The 913-nt window shown below is 48.8% G+C and carries 2 protein-coding genes; both read left to right on the top strand.

Translation table 11 applies throughout. The annotated features are described in order from the left end of the window. Window positions 1-31 precede the first annotated feature (31 nt). Window positions 32-715: a hypothetical protein gene (locus tag KIV40_RS34225; RefSeq protein WP_285353899.1), complete on the top strand. Its 684-nt coding sequence runs from the start codon at window positions 32-34 to the stop codon at window positions 713-715. 28 nt (window positions 716-743) lie between these two features. Next, the coding region (locus KIV40_RS34220; protein ID WP_285353897.1) for an ATP-binding cassette domain-containing protein at window positions 744-913 on the top strand (170 nt) is incomplete at its 3' end.

Genomic DNA, 913 nt, shown 5'->3' with positions numbered 1-913 from the left:
TCATCATCAAAACAGGAAAGGGAATACCACGATGAAAGCAAGCCATACTCCATTCAATGCACTGCAGTCGATTAAAACGTCTCTCTTTGTCTCGACACTCGCTTTTGGTTTAGCGGTAAGTGCGCCGGTATTGGCAAATCCAACGCCACAAGCGCTCTCTATGTACAACCAAGCGGCTCAAGGTGATGAAGATATGGTTGAAGCGGCGCATGATGCCCTTCAATCGATTCTCGACAAGGAAGGTGCAACACCGCTGACTTTGGTCTACTTGGGCAGTACTGGAACCCTTCAAGGGCGCGATGCTTTTCTGCCTTGGAATAAGATGAAGTATGTCGAAAAAGGGCTCGCGACCATCGATAAGTCTTTAACGCTATTAAATAGCATCGAACGGCCTGTGGCAGAGCAGGCGAGAGTTCAAGGCCTGCCAGAAGCCTACCTCACCCGCGCCATGGCGGCGACCACTTATACCTCTCTCCCAGACATGTTTAACCATTTTGAGCGTGGCTATGACCTCTATTTAGACCTGCTATCTGAAGAGGAATTTTCACACCAAAAGTTTGCTGCTACCGCTTGGATCTACCGCTATGCGATTACCGCTTCGATTCGAGCTGAAGACTTCGCACAAGCACAGTCTTGGTTGGCTGTAATGGAAGAGAAAGATAGCAGCAACATTGAAACCATGACGGCGAAGGCACTCGTCAGTCAGGCTCAATAATATCTGTTCGAACAAGGGAGATAACAAGATGATAGTGTTCGAAGCCATTAAAAAGCGATACAGAACAGGTGAGCAGGTAGTGCATGCCCTCAATGGAGTCTCTGGAGCGATTGAGCAAGGCGAGATGGTGGCGTTATGTGGCCCGTCAGGCTCCGGCAAAAGTACCTTGCTCAATATCCTAGGAATGTTAGACCGAGA

The sequence above is a fragment of the Vibrio sp. D173a genome (assembly GCF_030248475.1).
Note: the sequence above shows the minus strand (reverse complement) of the source record. Positions and strands in the feature narration are given on the sequence as shown.

Coding starts and splice junctions, on each gene's coding strand:
- KIV40_RS34225 (WP_285353899.1), top strand. CDS start 32: ATGAAAGCAAGCCATACTCCATTCAATGCACTGCAGTCGATTAAAACG.